The following is a 19,753-nucleotide window of genomic DNA, read 5'->3' on the forward strand; positions in this document are numbered from 1 at the left end:
TTAGGAAAAATCTGACGTATCACTTAACACACCTTGACAATATTCGGACAAAAAGCAATCGATCAAATTCTAATCTATTTTGGTTGAATAAATATGTTGTATCCAAAGGATGAAGAATTTCGGGCAACGACGGATAAACCGAATCACGACGAAGGTATTGAGATGAACGCACAACAATTTAATGAACTTAAACAAAAGCTCAGTGATTTAACGGCAAGTCAGTTAAAGTCATTACAAGGTGAGATCAGCGTGAAACTAAATAAAGCGCAAAAACCGGTTCTATCTGGTGAAGAAAGAGAAATGCTTGCCAAACTGTTTGCCTAATCAAGTCATTGATATAAAACACTTGAACGTTTTATAAACTCCACCTATGCTCTCACTATCATAATGTTGGGAGTAGTGATATGCCTGTATCGGGAATTCAATCTGGACACCACATCGTTCAGATGTCACAACAAATGGCCGAGAAAGCTGCACATGGCATTAGCAATAATGTAAGTAAGGTAAAAGAAGAGCTTTCTGATCACAACATCGATTTAGCTGCGGTTTCGGATGTCGCAATAACAGCCTCAACACCTAGCCTTCCCTCTCAAAAAGTTGAATCTCTCATCAACCTAGCACAAGCCGCTGGTTATAACCGAGTTGGCGCGTCTGTCATAGAGAAAAACAATGAAATCATTGGCAGCTTGCTAGACATCCACGTTTAGGCGATTTAACGTCAAATTATCGCTATTTTAATTTCCAACTATCACTATAACGTCGTAACAAGATAACCCCTTTGCTTCGCTCTTTCTTTCTATTTCGATTCAAATATCTCCTGTTTAAAATCAAGCTTTCCCGAAAAAAATGGGCGGCTTATCAGAGCCGCCCATTTTTATGTTGCATACAGGTTTATCCGTTATCAATAACACCGTTGTTGAGCAATGACTCTACAATCTCGTTGGAGCTGAGACCGTTGAAGTCGATTGAAGTACCTAAGTTTTCCACGACAATAGTCTGTTGAACATTTGCATCCGTCGTAATGTTCAGAGAAACACTTTCCGTCGATGCATCGTAGTCTGCCGAAATGTGACCAAGCAGATCATCCATGTCGATCATTGAGTTATTGAGATCAGAGATAACTTCACGTAAATCGATGCTGTCTTCGTTAACAGTGAAGTCAGTAATGGTATCCACTGCCCCTTCATCAACGGAGTCTACCGTCCACTTGAAGATATCGCTGCCGTCTCCACCCGTTAAGATATCTGAGCCTAAGCCACCGATAAGAACGTCATCGCCATCGCCACCCAGAATAACGTCGTCACCGTCGCCACCAATCAAATTGATACCTGTGTCTCCACCGACTAAATAGCTGTCGTCCACTGCGGTTGACTGGTCAATATCGTCGCTATCACTACTCACATTCAAACTAAATTGGACAGGTGAAGACTGCGCTTCATCGCCATTAGATTCCGTTGATATCGCCGTAAGCGAAATATCGTAAGAACCGACATCAATACCACTGTTAGTATCTGTTGCGACAATTTCTAGCGTATCAATTTCATCGCTTGGTACTGTCCAAGTGGTACCATCGAAGCTAATGCCTGATGGAGAAACGCCACTTGTTACCTCAGCACTAGCTGGTACGCCCGTTAGCTCCAAAGACAGCACCTCGTCAATATCAGTAAGCGCCGCCATGATTCCGACAATCGCTAAACCTTGACTGCTCGCGGTTTGGCTAGCCGCAATTTGACGAATGTAATTAAACTGAGGATTGATACTCAATGTAGGTGCATCAGCTACAGGTGTCACATTGATAGTGAAGTCTTGATTCGCTTCCAATGCGGTACCCGATGCATTTTCGAAGTACACGCCGTTGTCTTCGACTTTCACCGATAAAGTGATTGAAGCTGCGTTGACATCTCCTGCATCCACAAATACACCCTCAGAAGCGTCTGTTGCTCCAAGAACGGAGTTAATATTATCTGGTGTGCCCATTAGGGTTATTTCACCAGCCATCCCCGCCCCAACAGTCACACCACTACCTGCTGACGGCTCGACACGAAGGTCGCCCTCGGTAACTGTAAGAGTCACGGTCATGCTTTCATTTGCTTGTGCGCCCGCAAAGTCGACGTCACTCACACTAATACCCGTTACTTTCTGGCCATCAGCTTCATTGATCGTATCCGTTACCGACGTTACAGTGATTTCAGGTGCGTCATTGGTCGCTTCAACATTCAACACTGCAGTGCCCGCGATTGTAATTGGGTCTGGAGCGCCGTTAGTGGTTCCGTCATCTGTGATTTCATAAGTGAAATTAACGTCACCAAAGAAATCTGCTGCGGGTTCAAACGTCCACTCTGTCGCACTCACTTGAGTCAGCGTGCCGGAAGCTGGATCCACTAACACAACATTATCGACGGTCAAGTTGTCTGACTCAGGATCACTTGCGTTGCTCAGCAACTCAGTAGCCGTAATAGTTACCGAACCACCATCTTCTTCGGTACTACTCAACGTTACCTCTGATGTTACCGGTGCATCGTTCACCTCAGTGACTTCGAAGGTCGCCGTTCCTGACACCGTTTGAGGATCTGAAACGCCGTTCGTTGTACCGTTGTCGGTAATGTCGTAGGTCAGATCGACCTTGCCGTTGTAGCCAGGCGCAGGAGTAAACGACCATGTACCTGTTACGTTGTCGAAATCCAATGTGCCGCTGCTTGGATCAACCAACTGGACATTGCTCACCATCAAGGTGTCGTTTTCAATATCAGACGCATTCGCCAACAAATCAGCTTGGGTAATATCAACCGCCGTACTGTCTTCTGCGATATCAGAAAGTGTCACTTCAGACGTCGTTGGAGCATCATTGACTTCCGTTACGTTGAACGATGCGCTGCCGTTAACCGATTTAGGATCGGATGCACCATTTGTCGTGCCATCATCTGTAATGGTGTACGTGATTTCAACTGGACCGTTGTAATCTGGTGCTGGGGTAAATTCCCACTCTCCCGTGCCACTGTTGAAAGTAATGCTGCCCGAATTCGGATCCGTTAACTGAACATTGCTAACCGTGAGATTATCGTTCTCTACGTCTGTCGCATTCGCAATAAGATCCGCTTCAGAGATGGAGAACACACCACTGTCTTCTTCAATATCCGGTAGCGTCACTGGCGTAGTTTCTGGGGTATCATTCACCGCTGTTACTTCAATATTGAAGCTGCTGCTGTTGGTATTTAGGGTGTCATCTACCCCACCAATTACGATACCTTCATTACCTTGGTCATCGACTGTCACGTCCACCTGAACGTCACCAAAGAAGTTCAGGTCTGGATTAAACTCAATCAGACCGTCTGCAATGGCATTGTTTAGATCGGCCACTGTGCCTTTCAGTTCAACGGAGTCCGTACCATCACCGCTCACGGTTAGGTTGTAAGTAGTGATGAGCGTTGGATTAAGCTCCAAGATACCGCTGTCGACGTTCACATTGAGTACGTATTCAGCATTCGGATCATCGAGTACGGCATCAATATCGGTAATGCTGAAACCATCAAGCAGCAATGGCGTATCTTCTGGTGTTTCCACATCCACGGTGTTGACGAACTCTGGACGATCGTTCACTGCTTCAACATCAACAGTGACATCAAACTCCTCTGCGGAGCCCAAGCTTTGACTGCCATCGAGTCCAGTATCAACGGCTTGCACTTTGAAATGCAGCGAACCATCCCATGAGTTATCGTTGCGATCCCCAGAATTAAACACCACTTGATCCAAGTCTTGAGCATTGATTTCTAAGACAAAAATGCCGCCGCCTTGGTCAGTAAACACTGTCCCATCAGGTAATGAAACACTCGCCCCATCAGGGACATTGGAGACCTCAACTCTCAGCGTCTCTGGATCATTTTCCTGGTAGTTTGCACCATCTCCGATGGACTCTTTGTTATCAACCACTAACGCATTTACATTAATAACAATGTCTTCGCCCTCATTACCTGCAGCCGAAGTGTCGGGATTCACATCAACATCATCACCAATAGGATTAACAATCAGCGTAAAGTTGTTGTTTCGTTCCGTTGGTACTTGTAGCAACTCCTCTTGAATGAAGACCGTAATACCTATCTCAGCCTCGCCACTAAAGTGTTTTGGCGGTTTAATTTGGATGTCACTCAGGTCAATGGACGTCTGAGTGAGATCTTTTAGTTGAATACTCCATTCGCCCCCACCGTTGTTCTTAACAACATAATCAGAGGAATTGGATTTAACGATAAAGTCATCAGGAAGTCCCGTTAACTTGAGTGAAACGAAACTCTCAGAACCGTCATTATCGTTCAGGCTGATCGAAACACCAGAGCCCGATTGATTCAGCGAAATTAAAGTATCTTCGTCACCAATCACCGTGATTGGCTGCGTCGGATCGGCACCTGTAATGGTAATGTCATCAACGACTGGCGTAACTTCAAATGTGACATCGTCAGTGAAGGTTCTCACATCTATATTATCGCCAGAGTTATTCAAGATAGACTGATCAAACACAGCTTCATCAGTAATTTCTCCCTCGATATTAATCTTGACGGTATTTTGGCCACCACCTACGGGGTAATTTTCTTTTGGCTTAAACAGAACATTGTCAAGCGCACCAGCTAAAATCTCAGCTTCATTAAACTCAATACTGGTTCCTAAGCTGTTACCATTGGCATCAACAAACTCACCTAATGTTGTGTCATCAAGCTCTAACTTGATGTTCGTTAGTGTTTCTCGACCACCTTGAGTGTTGTTAAATTGATCGGCAAAATCAACACTCAAGTTAAGTTGGATTAAGCCATCTTCGTAACCGACACCATCCGCCGTGGGAACGTCGTTATTTAGATCAGTTACAGGTTGTTTGTTTGCATCCAAGCCGAAAGTACCAACGATATCTACTTTTACATTCGGTGTGACATCGCTATCCAACGGCTGATCCCCGGCTGAACTCGGAACGTCTGCAACCGGTAAAACCTGAACTGGAAACTGGACATTATTTTCTTTTTCATCACCGGACTCAGTGTCTTTAGTGACGAACCGAATTGGTAATTCGAAATCACCTGCGTAATCTTCTGCCAAGTGCATCGTCAAACCATCAAGGCCAGTAATATTTCCACTCGCATCGATATGGGCTTGGAACACGTATTTGCCATTGACAAAGTCGATATCCGTCCCCGTAATCACCAAACCAGGAGGAATGCCAGGAGCTGAAGGATCGACGATAATAGTCAAGACATCCTCCACGCCATCTGCATTAATCGCATCAACTTTCGACGTTAACTGAGCACCAAGGTTGATAGAATTATCTTCCAACGCTTGAATTTGGACATCATCAGCCACCTGAATCTCTGCCGCTACACTCATTTGCGGTGTGAGAACGGTAGGAAATTCAAGTGTCACATCCGTTTGGCGCATGACCGTCGCATCTTTTTCGTTGCCCAAATCTTCGCCCAAATCATTCACTTCTGCGTAAATGGTTAAGCCAATTTGAGAGAGACCGCCGTTATCGCCATCGTCGCTGTCATCGTTTGGTGTTAAATCAAGACCAGACGGCGCTTTAATTGAGAAGTTATCTTCATTGGTTACTGTCCAACGACCCCCACCTTCATTTAGTGCACCGACGATAACCAATTGGTTGAGGATCTCAGGGTCCACATTGTGAAATTGAACAACAAGTTGAGTCACCACTTCATCTGAAGACGCATCAAACTCTTGATATTTAATGATATGAGCACCAGATTCGCCCCCCAAAGAAGTGTTGATCGTAAAGTCAATGTTACCTTGATCGTCTGACTTCACGATATCGGTAGCACCACCACCACTTTCAGTGACAAGCAGACGGGTTTGGTCATCTATTGCCCCCGTCTTATCCTCTGGCTCAACGATTGGATTAACTTGGACATTCACCGTACCATTGATGGTTTTCTCAGCGATACCTTCACCGGGATTCGAAGCGTCAACATATTCATGGTCAATCTCTTTCACAGTGACGGTCGTGGTCAAGTCAAAGTCAGTACTTGAATCCTGCTCCAACTGGACTTGAACATAGCCACTTTGAGAGATTCTAGCGGAAAAATCTTGCTCTGATTCACCGGCTTGCGGCGAAAGCGTTAGTGTTCCAGAAACAAGCGTTTGTGCCACACCATCTACATAGACCGTGCTGCCTGGAGGAAATCCAGAGATGGTTACATCACTAAAGAATTCATCGGTATCAGGGCTTTGTACGAGCGTCGGTTTCCAATCGATGTCAAAGCGCGTATCTTCATCTCCCTCCGATCGAACAACGTAGTTATCTTGGGCGTCAATAACGGGTTCGACCTTGATCCTTACCTCTCTTTCAATCACACGACTATGACCATCATTCTCGGTAACAATGATCGTCCCTGTAATCGCAATGTTTTCAGTTGAAGAGGCTTCCGGAATAATTTGAATACCGGAATTAAAATTCAGCCCAGTGATGTTTGCTTCGTAAATCGGTTGACCGTTACCATCATAGCCAACAAAGGTGAGGTCAACGCTTGAGCCGTCTGAATCTACGACACGAACACCGTCGGGGATGTTGGACAGGATAACAGTAATGGCTTCTGAATCATCCTGTGGTCTATCGGCAACTTCACCAGATACAACCGAGAAGTTAAGGTTTACAACACCATTCTCTTCGATAGTCGTCTCTATCCCGGCCACATCTCCGTCTACGAACCGGTTCCAAACGTTCCCCGCGTCAATTAATACCGTGTCTGGTATGTCAGCAACACCTTTTACACCAACGATGACAGTCTTACTGCCCAGTGACAACACATCTTCTGTCGTACCGGTAGACAATGATGCTGTGTCTTTCACAATGCCTTCGACATTGAAAGTAAAGTCATCATTGCTGTGCAACGGAGGAAGAACTTCGACGTTCGCTAATTCAGACTCTGGCACTTCGTAATAAAGTATATTGCCGCCTGAATCGGTCACTTCTACTATCTGACTTGGGTTTGCTGAGTCCAGCCACACCAGAGTAACCCCATCAATTGAGAAGTTAGAAATGCGCACAAATAACGCTTCAGAACCATCTAAGTCCGCTGATGGTTTCATGGTGATCACTTCACTTAATTGGAGTGGGTCGTGATCAGTGACAGGGTCTACCGTATTTTGAGTTCGAGCATTATCCTCAAACACATTAATTCGGTTTACAGTAAAACTACCTTTATCCGCAACTGGGTTTACATCAATAATGATGGTTTCGGTTTCTGAGCGAGCGGTATCTTTCCCAAGCAGTGGATTGTTGTTTTCCGTCGTAATAGCGGTGACATCAATTCTGATTTCGCCCGAGAAGTTATCTATCGGATCAACTTGAACTTCATCAATTCGGCTTGCATCCACCAGATAAACACCACCGGATTTTGGTATCGCACTACCATCTGAATAGACTAACTCTGCGTTACCTTCTCCTTGTGTAAAGACAAGCTCGTATACAATGCCTTCAGGGTTACTAGTGTCTTGAGTTTCAGCCGTGATGTTAAGGGCGACATTGTTTCCATCTTCGTCAACCGAGTAGTTAAATTCGCTGCTTGCCGTCCACGTTGCAATATCTGCGACTGCAGCAACTTCAATGTCTAAACGACCATTAATCGTATGATCTGGCGTACCATTGTTAAGAATTTCCACGCGGATACGAGGATCGATACCAGAAGCATCGGTTGATGTATGACGATCTGGTACGAAGTACAAGTTATCTAGCGAGACAAGCTCACCATTGAATGACTGCTCAACATTTGATGCGTCGAGAACAACCGTATTGCCCACAGATGTTAATTCAATGTAGTTGCCACTGCCGTCTCGGTAGTAGAACGTACCGTTGTGAGTATCAGCATCTCGAATAGTGATGTCACCTAAGCTCTCGTTACGGTCGATATCATGTAAATTGATAACCAAGTCGACTTTCGCAGGGCTAACATCCAGCGTCGACAAGTTGTCCTGAGTATTTGCAGAGTCAACGCCCACAACGACACCATCACGCCCTTGGTCTTCGAACGCAGTAACGGTAGACGTGTCAATTTGCGCATTGCGGTCTCTTATCGAGATATCCACATCGGCATCTGCGATATCGCCATCACCATCGGTTGCAACAACGTTTATGGTGAAATCAATCGAGTCGGTTTCGGTATGGTCAAGATCGTCATTCGGACGGAATGACACACTGCCATCGGTTCGAACAACCAAACGACCGATTTCAGTATCCACTCCGTCAAGAACCTTGTGAACAAATACGACTTGGTCGCTGCCGTTCAAATCGACAGAATCAGAATCAACACCGTTCTGCTTAAAGTAAATGCCTGAATCATCAGCCGAGAATGAAGTCACTTGTGCGCCGTCAGCACCAAGGTCATCATCCCCCTCTACAGGGTCTCGGAATAAACGAACCGTGCGGCTGCCTTGTCCCTCAACACGCGAAATAGATGCATCGTGCAAGGTTGGAACATCATCGGTAATCGTCACTGGTAAGTTAATACCTGCCGTATCGCCATCGACATCGGTCGCAAAGACTGGGAGATCAAGTATGAGTGTATCTTCGCCTTGAGTTGAGTGATCTAGCGCACCCTCAAGCGTAAACTTGTAAGAGCCGTCAGCGTTCAAAACTAGTGTGAACACTGAGTTACCATCAGGTGTTTGACCTTGATAAGTAAAGTTGTTGTTGCTTACCGCGGTTTGAACTAACGTCACCGCAAGACCACCTGAAGTTACTCCTGGTATCGGGTTAGAAGTAAGATCCAGCTGATAAGAGACAACCGTATCTGCCCCTTCCACCGTATCGAAATTACCTGTTGCTTCTAGGCTGTCTTTGTTGGTTGCCTGAGAGCCGTTCGCGAGATCATCCTCGTCAACAGCCAAAGCATCTGCTGATGTAATTTCAGGAATGTCATCAACAATGGTGATTGGAAGGTTCAGTGATGATGACGTATCGCCATCAAAATCTGTCACTGTAATTGGAATATCAATGACAAGGTTGTTTTCACCTTGAACAGCGTCATGGTCGATTGGTCCCAATAGTTCAAATTGGTAACTGTCGTTATTCGCATCAAGAGACAACGTGAAGATCTTAGTTGATGTGCCAGTAATGACCGCTTCGTAACTGGTTACACCACCAACCGAGCTCACCACATTCAACTCGATGCTGTTGCCGTTCGAAGTTAAGCCAGACACAACGGCATTGAGGTCAGAAACTTGGTAACTGACAATCTCATCCGCACCATCAACGACTTCAAATCCACCAGTTAATACCGTTGAATCGCTACTTGTCGTGTCTGAGCCACCAGCAAGATCATCTTCATCGACTGTTTGTTGGCTAGTGTCTGTCACTTTCACAATCGCAGGAACATCGTCCACCACGGTGATCGGCAAGGTGATATTATTTGAAACATCGCCATCAAAATCGGTCGCGTTGACTGGGAAGTTGATGACTAACGAGTTCTCATCGTTACCCGCAGGATGATCAAGTGCACCCAACAGTTCAAATTCATAACTGTCTGCTGAACCATTTAGCGTCAGTTTAAAGACGGTGTCTGTCGTACCTTGTACATAAGCTCGGTACTCAATCACACCGTTTGAGTTTGAAAACTCAACCAACTCAAGCGGTTGACCACCTGAGGTAAGTCCAGATACAGGCGACGTTAAGCTATCCAACTGGAAGCTAACGATAGAATCGGCACCATCAGTAACGTCAAAGTTGCCACCAATGATATTGGATTCTGGCGTGTCGTCCGAACCTTGGCTTGGAATATCATCCTCATCCACAGACAAGGTACTACCAGAGCTAATAGCATCAATGGTTGGTTTGTCATCTACGATGGTCACTGGCAAGGTCGCAGTGATGATATCGTTGTCGCCATCCGTGATCTTCACAGGTAGATTCAACAAAATTTCATCAGAGTTAACCGCGTGATCTAACTGACCAGATAACTCAAAGTCGTATTTACCATCTTGATGAAGTGTCAACGTGAAGACCGTCACTCCACCCGGTGTTTGTCCCACGTAAACAAGCGCGTCAGCAGTTGAAGCGCCAACGTCTTGAGAAAGTGTTACCTCTTCTCCACCCGATTTCAGATTCGGGATAGGATTTGAGCTTAGATCCAATTCGAAAGCATCAATACCATCTGCGCTAGTGACTTCGAACTCACCTGATACAGTTAATGGCTCTTTAGTACCATCAGAACCAAGAGGTAAGTCATCTTCGTCGACACGTAGACTTTCAATATTGGTAACAACTGGAATATCGTCCACAACGGTAATTGGCAATGTGAAGGCTGGTGAAGTATCACCATCATTATCTGTCGCCGTCACAGGGAGGTTAATAACAATCTCGTTTTGCTGATTACCATCTGGATGATCAAGCGGCTTCTGTAAATCGAACTCGTAGGTGTTGTTCGTTGCATCCAACGTCAGTTCGAACACCACTTCAGCAGGATTGCCAGCGACACCTTGGTATACGTTCACGCCATTTGCGCTAGAAGACAGAACTAAGGTGATAGCATCACCATCTGAAGTCAGAGAGGCAACAGGCGTGGTCAGGTCACTCAGCTGAATAGAAGCAACTTGGTCAGCACCTTCGGTGATATCAAAAGTACCTGAAATAACAGTATCTTCTGCACTTGCAGCATCCGTACCTGCTGGTAGGTCATCTTCATCAACCGTTTGTTCGCTGCCTGCTAGTAAACCATCAATGGTCGGAACATCATCCACAACCGTAATTGGTAAGGTGATGTTGTTCGACACGTCTCCATCAAAGTCAGTCGCGTTTATCGGTAAATTGATAACCAGTTCATTTTGGCCATCAGCATTTGGATGATCGAGAGGAGCAAGCAAATCGAAGGCGTAGCTGTCATCAGAGGCATCGAGGGTCACACGGAATACCGGTGTCGTCGTGCCATCAATACGAGCTTCGTAAACTGAAACGCCACCTGCGTTTGATACTTCAACCATAACCAGTGATTGACCGCCAGAGGTCAGGCCTTGTACTGGCGTCGTCAGGTCAGAAACGCTGTACTCCACAATGCCATCAGAGCCATCAGTCGCGATGAAGTTACCTGCAATGCTGTTCGACTGCGTACCATCAGATCCGACTGTTGGGATATCGTCCTCGTCAACCGTTTGCACACTTGTTGCTTCGATGCCACCAAGTGTCGGTTTGTCATCAACGATCTTGACAGGAATTGTCTCAGCAGACGTGTCGCCATCAAAGTCGGTTGCGATGATTGGGAAGTTCAGTGTCAGCTCGTCACTATCTACCGCGTGGTCGATTGGACCTTCTAGCGTGAAGTTATAAGAGCCATCGGTATTCACTGTCAGCGTAAAGACCGCTTCAGTCCCCGCTGCCGCTTCGTAAGTAAAGCTACCATCGCCGTTTGCGGTTTCCGTCAGTGTGACTGCCACGCCTTGTGATGTAAGGCCAGCCACTGGTGTTGCAGACGCGTCAAGCTGATAACTTACCACTCGGTCCGAGCCTTGTGTGGTAGTGAAGTTGCCATCGATTGAAATCGGGCCAGTCTGATCTGAGCCAATCGTGCCTAGGTCATCTTCATCAACGGTAATCGCATCGACATCGGTAATGGTCGGCTTATCATCCACAATGGTGACTGGGATCGTTTCTGTGGTGGTATCACCATCAAAATCCGTCGCGATGATTGGGAAGTTCAGCGTCAGCTCATCACTGTCTACCGCATGGTCGATTGGACCTTGAAGCGTGAAATTGTATGAGCCATCCGTGTTTACTGTTAGCGTGAAGACCGACTCAGAACCTGCCGTCGCTTTGTAAGTGAAGCTACCATCACCGTTTGCAGTTTCCGTCAGGGTCACTGCCACACCTTGCGATGTTAGACCATCAACTGGCGTTGCAGCAGCATCCAATTGGTAACTCACCACCCCATCAGAGCCTTGCGTTGTAGTGAAGTTGCCATCGATTGAAATTGGATCTGAGCCGTCAGAGCCAATCGTCGCTAAGTCATCTTCATCCACACGGATCGCGTCTACGTCAGTGATGGTTGGTTTATCGTCAACGATGGTAACAGGCAGTGTTTCTTTCGACGTATCGCCATCAAAGTCTGTTGCGATAATCGGGAAGTCGATTTGCAGGCTGTCGCTATTCACCGCATGGTCTAATGGACCTTGCAGGGTAAAGGTGTAGCTGCCATCTGGCTTCACAACCAATTCAAATACGGCATTGCCATCTGCTGTGGCAGTGTAAGTAAAGCTGCCATCACCATTTGTTGTCTCAGCAAGCACGACAGGCTCACCTTGAGAGGTCAACCCTGCTACTGGATCTGCTGTTGCATCAAGCTGGTATTTAACAACACTGTCCGAGCCTTCAGTTGTGGTGAAAGAGCCCGACATAAACGCATCATCGTTTTGGTCTGAGCCAATTGAGGCAAGGTCATCTTCGTCTACTGTTAGTGGGACAACGTTATCGATGGTTGGAACGTCATCAGTAATCGTGACTGGAATAGTCGCGGTTGTCGTATCGCCATCAAAGTCTGTTGCAATGATTGGGAAGTTCAGAACCAATTCATCGCTGTTTAACGCGTGATCCACCGGCCCTTCAAGGCGGAAATTGTATGTGCCATCAGCATTAACATTCATGGTGAAGACCGGATTGCCATCCGCGGTAGCCACGTAAGTGAAGCTGCCATCAGCATTCGCAGTCTCTACCAAAGTAACAGGCTCACCTTGAGAAGTTAAACCTGAAACAGGATCAGAAGTTGAATCAAGTTGGTAGCTCACCACTCGGTCTGAACCTTGAGTAGTCGTAAACGCGCCTTCAACAAACACAGCGTCAGTTTGGTCTGAGCCAATGCCTGATAAATCATCTTCATCAACAGCCAGAGGCACGACATTATCAATGATTGGTGCATCATCCGTGATCGTGACTGGAATGGTCGCCGAAGTCGTATCACCATCAAAATCGGTGGCAATAATTGGGAAATCAATCGTCAGGCTGTCGCTGTTAGCTGCATGGTCAATCGGGCCTTGCAGCGTAAAGTCGTACGTACCATCTGTAGCGACATTCAACGTGAAGACAGGATTGCCGTCAGCGGTAGCCACATAGGTAAAACTGCCGTCACCATTCGCGGTTTCCACCAAGGTAATCGCCTCACCTTGAGATGTCAGCCCCGCAACAGGATCTGCTGTTGAATCCAGTTGGTAGCTCACCACTCGGTCAGAGCCTTGTGTGGTCGTAAACGCGCCTTCAACGAACAGATCGCCGCCTGGGTCTGAGCCCACACCGCTAAGGTCATCTTCATCGACACTCAACGCATCCACCGCTGTAATGGTCGGTACATCATCAACAATCGTGACTGGAATGGTTTCCGTAACGGTGTCGCCATCAAAGTCGGTTGCGATAATTGGGAAGTTAAGTGTCAACTCGTCACTATCAACCGCGTGATCAATCGGCCCTTCTAGCGTGAAGTTGTAAGATCCATCAGTATTCACTGTCAGCGTAAAGACCGCTTCAGAGCCCGCGGTTGCTTCGTAGGTAAAGCTACCATCACCGTTTGCAGTTTCAGTTAATGTGACCGCCACACCTTGCGATGTTAAACCGTCAACTGGTGTTGATGAGCCATCTAACTGGTAGCTCACCACTCGGTCTGAACCTTGTGTGGTGGTGAAGTTACCATCAATAGAAATTGGATTGCTTTGGTCTGAACCGATTGACGCTAGGTCATCTTCATCAACCGTAATGGCATCTACGGCAGTAATAACTGGCTTATCGTCCACGATGGTGACCGGGATAGTGGCATTTGTGGTGTCACCATCAAAGTCGGTCGCGATGATTGGGAAGTTGAGCGTTAACTCATCACTATCAACAGCATGATCGATTGGGCCTTCAAGCGTGAAGTTATAAGAGCCATCAGTGATCACTGTCAGTGTAAAGACCGACTCGGTGCCTGCAGTTGCTTGATAGGTAAAGCTGCCATCACCGTTTGCGGTTTCAGTCAGCGTGACGGCCACGCCTTGCGACGTTAAACCGTCAACTGGTGTTGATGCGCCATCAAGTTGGTAACTCACCACTCGGTCTGAACCTTGTGTGGTGGTGAAGTTACCATCAATAGAAATCGGATTGCTTTGGTCTGAGCCAATTGACGCTAGATCATCTTCATCAACCGTAATGGCGTCGACGTCAGTAATAACCGGCTTATCGTCCACGATGGTGACTGGGATCGTTTCTGTGGTGGTATCACCATCAAAATCCGTCGCGATGATTGGGAAGTTCAGTGTCAGTTCATCACTGTCTGTCGCATGGTCGATTGGACCTTGCAGCGTGAAGTTGTATGAACCATCCGTATTAACGGTCAGCGTAAATACTGCTTCAGTTCCTGCTGTCGCTTCATAAGTGTAGCTACCGTCACCGTTTGCGGTTTCAGTCAGCGTGACGGCCACACCTTGTGATGTTAGACCGTCAACAGGCGTTGCAGCAGCATCCAATTGGTAGCTTACTACCCCATCAGAGCCTTGCGTTGTAGTGAAGTTTCCATCGATTGAAATTGGATCTGAGCCGTCGGAGCCAATCGTCGCTAAGTCATCTTCATCCACGCGGATTGCGTCTACGTCAGTGATGGTTGGTTTATCATCAACGATGGTGACAGGTAACGTCTTCGATGAGGTGTCGCCATCAAAGTCTGTTGCGATAATCGGGAAATCAATTTGTAGGCTGTCACTATTTACCGCATGGTCTAGTGGGCCCTGCAGAGTAAAGGTGTAGCTGCCGTCTGGCTTCAACACCAATTCAAATACGTCATTGCCATTTGCTGTGGCAGTGTAAGTAAAGCTGCCATCACCATTTGCTGTCTCTGCAAGCACAACAGGCTCCCCTTGAGAGGTCAACCCTGCTACTGGATCTGCCGTTGCATCAAGCTGGTATTTAACAACGCTGTCTGAGCCTTCAGTTGTGGTGAAAGAGCCCGACATAAACGCATCATCGTTTTGGTCTGAGCCAATTGAGGCGAGATCATCTTCGTCCACCGTGAGTGGAACAACGTTATCAATGGTTGGAACGTCATCAGTAATCGTGACTGGAATAGTCGCGGTTGTCGTATCGCCATCAAAGTCTGTTGCAATGATTGGGAAGTTCAGTACTAGCTCATCGCTGTTTAACGCATGATCGATTGGACCTTCTAGACGGAAGCTGTATGTACCGTCTGCATTCACGTTCATGGTGAAAACCGGATTGCCATCCGCGGTAGCCACGTAAGTAAAGCTGCCATCGGCATTCGCAGTCTCTACCAAAGTAACAGGCTCACCTTGAGAAGTTAAACCTGCAACAGGATCAGAAGTTGAATCAAGTTGGTAGCTCACCACACGGTCTGAACCTTGAGTAGTCGTAAACGCGCCTTCAACAAACACAGCGTCAGTTTGGTCTGAGCCAATACCTGATAAATCATCTTCCTCTACAGCCAGAGGCACAACATTATCGATGATTGGTGCATCATCCGTAATGGTGACTGGAATGGTTGCCGAAGTCGTATCACCATCAAAATCGGTGGCAATAATTGGGAAATCAATCGTCAGGCTGTCGCTGTTAGCTGCATGGTCAATTGGGCCTTGCAGCGTAAAGTCGTACGTACCATCTGTTGCGACATTCAACGTGAAGACTGGATTGCCGTCTGCGGTCGCCACATAGGTAAAACTGCCGTCACCATTCGCGGTTTCAACCAAGGTAATCGCCTCACCCTGAGACGTTAGCCCCGCAACAGGATCAGCAGTTGAATCCAGTTGATAGCTCACCACTCGGTCAGAGCCTTGAGTAGTCGTAAACGCGCCTTCAACGAACAGGTCACCGCCTGGGTCTGAACCGACACCGGTAAGGTCATCTTCATCGACACTCAACGCATCCACCGCTGTAATGGTCGGTACATCATCAACAATCGTGACTGGAATGGTTTCAGTAACGGTGTCGCCATCAAAGTCGGTTGCGATAATTGGGAAGTTAAGTGTCAACTCGTCACTATCAACCGCGTGATCAATCGGCCCTTCTAGCGTGAAGTTGTAAGATCCATCAGTATTCACTGTCAGCGTAAAGACCGCTTCAGAGCCCGCGGTTGCTTCGTAGGTAAAGCTACCATCACCGTTTGCAGTTTCTATCAGTGTGACAGCCACGCCTTGCGATGTTAAACCGTCCACTGGTGTTGCTGAAGCATCGAGTTGGTAGCTCACCACTCGGTCTGAACCTTGTGTGGTGGTGAAGTTACCATCAATAGAAATCGGATTGCTTTGGTCTGAGCCAATTGACGCTAGATCATCTTCATCAACCGTAATGGCGTCGACGTCAGTAATCACTGGCTTATCGTCCACAATGGTCACAGGGATCGTGGCGTTTGTGGTGTCGCCATCAAAGTCGGTCGCAATAATTGGGAAGTTGAGTGTCAACTCGTCGCTATCTACTGCGTGGTCGATTGGACCTTCAAGCGTGAAGTTATAAGAGCCATCAGTGTTCACTGTCAGCGTAAAGACCGCTTCAGTACCCGCTGTCGCCTTGTAAGTAAAGCTGCCATCACTATTTGCGCTTTCAGTCAGCGTGACGGCCACGCCTTGTGATGTAAGGCCGTCAACTGGTGTTGCAGAAGCGTCAAGCTGATAGCTCACTACTCGGTCCGAGCCTTGTGTGGTGGTGAAGTTGCCATCGATTGAAATCGGGTCAGTTTGGTCTGAGCCAATCGTACCTAAATCATCCTCATCAACGGTAATCGCATCAACATCGGTAATAGTTGGCTTATCGTCCACGATGGTGACAGGCAATACGATTTGGCTTGTGTCACCATCGAAGTCTGTAGCAATAACGCTAAAATCAAGGGTTAAGCTGTCGCTATTTGCCGCATGGTCAATTGGACCTTGCAGCTCAAAACTGTACGAGCCGTCGGTATTCAAAATTAATGTGAAAACTGCACTGCCATTTGCCGTTGCGCTGTAGGTGTAACTGCCATCTGCACTTTGCGTTTCGGCAATGGAAACGGTTTGACCTTGAGATTGCAGGCCATTTAATGGATAAGCGCTTACATCCAACTGATACTGTACGACGCCATCAGAACCCTGAGTCGTCGTGAACTGACCTTCAACCGACGTCGGCTGTGATTGGTCAGAGCCTACCGAACTTAAGTCATCTTCATCGACGGTAAGAGCGACAACGTCATTAATGGTTGGCACATCATCGGCAATGGTTACCGGTAGAACAAGTGAACTGGTGTCACCGTCAAAGTCCGTTGCGACAATAGTGAAGTCTAGAGTTAAGCTATCGCTACCCGCAGCATGATCGATTGGACCTTCAAGGGTAAATGAATAAGAACCGTCAGGGTTCACTTGTAAGGTGAAGATAGCATCCCCTTCTGCTGTTGCAGAATAGGTAAAGCTGCCATCTGAATTGGTTGTTTCCGTCAGAGAGATAGATCGACCCTGTGATTCCAACCCATTGAGTGGATCAGTGCCGATCTCTAATTGATAACTTACGACACGGTCTGAGCCCTGAGTCGTCGTGAAGTTGCCTTGCGCGAGCACAGAGTCGCTTTGATCGGAGCCGATGCTTGATAAATCATCTTCATCGACGGCTAGCGCATCAACGCCATCAATCGTAGGAACGTCATCTTGAACTTGAATGACAATTTGCGCCGCTTCTGGTGTGTTCGAACCGTCGGTAATCGAGGAGCGATCACCATCCGCATCTACTGCGTAAACTGGCAGTGAGAAAGTAAGCGAGTCATCGTTAGCACCCGTATGGTCAAGTTGTTCATACAAGTTGAATTGGTATTCGCCCAATGCAGGTGCATCAATCGCCACATCAAATACGGTAATACGCACACCATCCAGCTCGATGAAGCCTTCGTAAGTACGTACGCCGTTACTCTCGGACGCTAGTTCTAGTTGAACAACCTGCCCTTGAGATTGGAGTTCTCCACCAACATTGAACTCTGTAGGTTCCAACTCATAGTGATCAATGATGTCACTTCCGACCGCTGTCGTGATCGACCCAGTACCACTTGTTACTGCCGCGCCTTCCTGTGAACCTTGGTCAACCCCCGCCTCGTCTAAAGACAAGCCCGTCACGTTTTCAATCACCGGATTATCGCCATCAAGGATGGTCATCGTAAAGGTGTTGCTTGCCGTATCTTGGTCAAAGTCGACGATTGTGGTTGGTAAAGAGAGCTCAATTGTATCTTCACCGTTTGTTTGTTCCAACGGCTTAAATTGCTCAAATTGGTAGGTACCATCAGTATTCAGACTGATGGTTAAGACGGTTTCATTCGAGCCCGCAATGGACAAGGTGATAGTACTACCGTCTTCAGAGAGTACCGCTTCTGTCGCCTGATTATCACTCAGTAGGCCATCGAATTGACTAAGCCCTTCTTGATTAAACGTGACCGTTGCCAATTGATCACTACCAATATCAACAAAGGTGCCAGTGATTGGTGTAGAAGAAGATTCAACGTTTTCAAAAGTAACGTTTTGCGGCGCAGGATCGTCGCCATCAATAACGGTTGTCGTAAAGTCAATAGGCGCTTGAATGCTGTTACCACCAATATCTGCGCCTGTAATATCAAAAGTAATATTGATTTGATCACCGACGATCGATACTTGGCCATCAGCAACAGACGCAACATGGTCAATACCCTGGCTAATCGTGGTAACGACCTCTAACTCTAAATCACGGCCTAAAGATGTCGCTTCGATCTCGATACGAAGTACTTCGTTACCTTCTTGGGTGCCGATAATGGCATTTTGCGCTTCGTCATAAACGAACGCTACTGGCTGACCACCAGAAGTAATGTCACTATTTAACTCGGTTAACAAAGACTCTAATGAGGACGTTTCAGGTACAAATGAAGCAGTATCAAGTGCGAGATCCCCTGCTTCAACCAGCACACTAGAAGAAATGGTTTGCGGGTAGCTAGATAGAGAAATTGAGCCTTCTGTTACGCTAGATTGCAGTGACTGCCCACCATCAGCAAAGATCGTGACATTCAAACCGTCATCTTCGTCGCGATCATCTTCTCCGCTGCGAGTCGCAGACGTTTCAAAAAAAGTAGACGCGAGTACTTCCGGGTTATTATATTCAACCGTCACGTAGCCAGCATTAGCCGAGCCCTCAGCACCTGCGCCAGCAGCTGTTGCTTCTAAGATAGCGGTAGGGTCAGCTCCGTCTAAAATAGCTTGCTGGATAGCGGCAATATCGTTGGCGTCGAAGTCAGCACTTCCAATAGCCGTTGGGTCAAAAGTCACTAAGCCATTAACTGGAGATTGTACCAATACTGGTTCTAACGGTTCAGAAGAAGGCACAGGAAGACAAGCAACACAATTTGCGTCGACCAGATAAAGCTCATTATTTATCTGTACGTCGAGAGAGGCATTATTTTCTGTGATAATAATCTCGCCAGGTCTTAACTCATCCCCTGATTTTATGACCTTAACGTTTCCGTCCAGGCCCAAAACCAAAACTTCACCTTTGACAGCATTTACAATCGCGCTCTGCGGTACCGTGTGCGTACTCATCTGACCTCCGCTAATGGCTTACGTTTCCCATTAACCTTTTTAGATAATTTCTTATTAATTTAGTGCGGCATACTGCACACCTTTATGCGATTAAACTAAGTATTGAATCATTAAACAATCGATAAATACCCTACTACCGAGCAACATAAGTAAAACTTACTCGTAGTCACAGAAATGTGACACATGTGCTGACGCGTAGATATCGAATAATTATATGAAATTGATACCTTATTCTAATTAA

General features: G+C 46.8%; 3 protein-coding genes. 2 read left to right on the plus strand and 1 reads right to left on the minus strand.

What is annotated here, in order from left to right; all coding sequences use genetic code 11:
* Positions 1–93: 93 nt before the first annotated feature.
* Entirely contained in the window at positions 94–324 is a 231-nt protein-coding gene (locus NL626_RS07970; RefSeq protein ID WP_005376575.1) for a hypothetical protein, read from the plus strand.
* A gap of 80 nt (positions 325–404) precedes the next feature.
* Positions 405–707, plus strand: coding sequence for a hypothetical protein (locus NL626_RS07975; RefSeq protein WP_054730279.1), 303 nt, complete (start codon positions 405–407; stop codon positions 705–707).
* 184 nt (positions 708–891) lie between these two features.
* Here the strand turns inward: NL626_RS07975 and NL626_RS07980 are convergent, their stop codons facing one another.
* Positions 892–19,512 (minus strand): retention module-containing protein, encoded by an 18,621-nt coding sequence (locus NL626_RS07980; RefSeq protein ID WP_253657204.1) that lies wholly within the window; start codon positions 19,510–19,512, stop codon positions 892–894.
* Positions 19,513–19,753: the final 241 nt, after the last annotated feature.

Origin of the sequence: Vibrio sp. Y58_MX_L22, assembly GCF_024181865.1 — a bacterium.
Classification (GTDB): domain Bacteria; phylum Pseudomonadota; class Gammaproteobacteria; order Enterobacterales; family Vibrionaceae; genus Vibrio; species Vibrio alginolyticus.

What these genes read in the sequence shown, in the direction of transcription:
- NL626_RS07975 (WP_054730279.1), top strand. Translation starts at nt 405, where the DNA reads ATGCCTGTATCGGGAATTCAATCTGGACACCACATCGTTCAGATGTCA.
- NL626_RS07980 (WP_253657204.1), bottom strand. Translation starts at nt 19,512, where the DNA reads ATGAGTACGCACACGGTACCGCAGAGCGCGATTGTAAATGCTGTCAAA.
- NL626_RS07970 (WP_005376575.1), top strand. Translation starts at nt 94, where the DNA reads ATGTTGTATCCAAAGGATGAAGAATTTCGGGCAACGACGGATAAACCG.